Source organism: Kitasatospora sp. NPDC057542 (genome assembly GCF_042801945.1).
Classification (GTDB): domain Bacteria; phylum Actinomycetota; class Actinomycetes; order Streptomycetales; family Streptomycetaceae; genus Kitasatospora.
Genome location: NZ_JBHVFE010000798.1, coordinates 1 through 1,832, shown reverse-complemented (window position 1 = coordinate 1,832; position 1,832 = coordinate 1). Strand labels below are relative to the sequence as shown.

The following is a 1,832-nucleotide window of genomic DNA, read 5'->3' as shown; positions in this document are numbered from 1 at the left end:
GGCCCGCGCCGCGGCGGGCGGCTCGGGCGCGCGCCCGGGGGCCGGCATGCCGGGACGGCCGCTCTCCTGCCGGGCCGGAGCCGGTGCCGGGGCGCCCCGTCCGGGTCGTGCGCCGCGGGTACCGCCGCCGGAGCCCGCCGCCGCACCGCGCGCCGCCAGCTCGCTGAGCCGCTCGTGCAGCGCGGCGGCCCCGGGCCGTTCGGCGGGCTCCTTGGCCAGGCAGGCCCGGATCAGCGGTGCCAGTTGCGGCGGTACCGCCGAGAGGTCGGGCTCCTCGTGGACGACCCGGTACAACATCACCTCGGAGGACGCCCCGGACCCGAACGGGGTGTCGCCGGTGAGCGCGTACGCGAGCGTGGCGCCGAAGGCGAAGACGTCGGTGGCGGGTGTGACGGCGGCTCCGCGGACCTGTTCGGGCGCGAGGAAGCCGGGGGAGCCGACCGCGGTGCCGACGTGGGTGAGCGTGCTGGCGCCGCGTGACCACGCGATGCCGAAGTCGATGATCCGCGGGCCCCGGGGCGAGAGCAGGATGTTGGACGGCTTGAGGTCCCGGTGGACCACCCCCGCCTCGTGCACCTTGACGAGTCCGTCGGCCAGTGCGGCCCCGATCCGGGCCGCCTCGGGCCAGTTCAGCGGCCCCTCGTCGCCGACCCGCTTGTAGAGCGAGGGCCCCGGCACGTACGCGGTGGCCAGCCAGGGCCGCTCGGTCTCGATGTCCGAGCCGACGACGCGCGCGGTGCAGCCGCCCCGGATCCGGGAGGCGGCGGCGATCTCGCGGGCGAAGCGGGTGCGGAACTCCTGGTCCTCGGCGAGCTCGGCGCGGATCAGCTTGAGGGCCACGCGCTGCCCGCGGCGGTCGGATCCGAGGTACACCACGCCCATGCCGCCGGCGCCCAGTCGCCGGTGCAGGCGGTACGGCCCGACGATGCGGGGGTCCTCACGCCTCAGCCGCATCATCGCCATGTCTCGTTCCCCGTCAGCCTGTGGGTGAGGCCCCGTCGGTTGGGCCATCGTCAGTTCCTGTCTGGCACAGCTTACGGACTGCCCGCTGCGGTGTGCTGATACGCAACACCTGAAGCCACCGTGCGATTGTCCGATCTTGCGCTGACCTGCAGGTCACAGGGTCGCCGAAGAGCTTCTCGGGGTTCTCCCTCAGGGTTCCCTCGGGGGTCGGATGAGACTTCCGTCCCCCTGCGGTAGTAGTCGCGGAGTCCGATCGTCATCCTCCGGGACGTCCGAGGAACAGTACGACGGCATGACGCCCGGAGAACCCCTGACCAATAGCGTTGTGTTCAGCGGTGGACGGGGAGCTCGTCCCCCGAGGTAAGCCGTCCACCGCGCCAACTCGACCGGATCAGGAGCAAGGAAATGCCACCGCAGCTCACGGGAACCCCCCGCCGCCGTCGGCCGGCCTCCGTCCAGCCCCGGTCCGCCGAGCAGCCCACGCGGCACCCCGCCGTGGCGCTGGCCATGGCCCTGCCGTGCGCCGTGCTCCTGGTGCTGCTCTTCGGCGGGTGGGAGCAGATGGCGAACCAGGCCCAGGCCGTCGCCGATCTGATCACCCGCTGAGCAGGAGGAGGAAGGAGACGCCGGCCCCGACGGGCCGGCCGAAGACTGGCACCGATCCCCTGGGGACGGGGAACGGTGTCGCCGGGGAGGCCGCGGCCGCGATGACACGCGGACGGGCGAGAGCGGCGCGCAGAGCGCCCCGGCAGGCGGAGATGCCGCGTACGGACGTCGGTGAGGGCGCCCGTACGCGGCTCTTCTCTTTACCCGGCACCCGAAGCCACCGAACGGGACGACAAACGGCCGGGGCCGCGACCCTCACGGAT

The 1,832-nt window shown here is 73.6% G+C and carries 2 protein-coding genes; one reads left to right on the top strand and one right to left on the bottom strand.

Going from position 1 to position 1,832, the window contains the following annotated elements; all coding sequences use genetic code 11:
• A partial coding sequence (locus ACFU7Y_RS43595; protein ID WP_380772003.1) for a serine/threonine-protein kinase occupies positions 1 to 963 on the bottom strand: 963 nt, incomplete at its 3' end.
• Between the two features lie 405 nt (positions 964 to 1,368).
• Here ACFU7Y_RS43595 and ACFU7Y_RS43590 point away from each other — a divergent pair.
• A complete protein-coding gene (locus ACFU7Y_RS43590) occupies positions 1,369 to 1,569 on the top strand; it encodes a hypothetical protein (RefSeq protein ID WP_224283890.1) in 201 nt (66 codons plus the stop codon).
• Positions 1,570 to 1,832 lie beyond the last annotated feature (263 nt).

Bases quoted from the DNA above. Each gene is read 5' to 3' on its own strand.
- ACFU7Y_RS43590 (WP_224283890.1), top strand. From the start codon at position 1,369: ATGCCACCGCAGCTCACGGGAACCCCCCGCCGCCGTCGGCCGGCCTCC.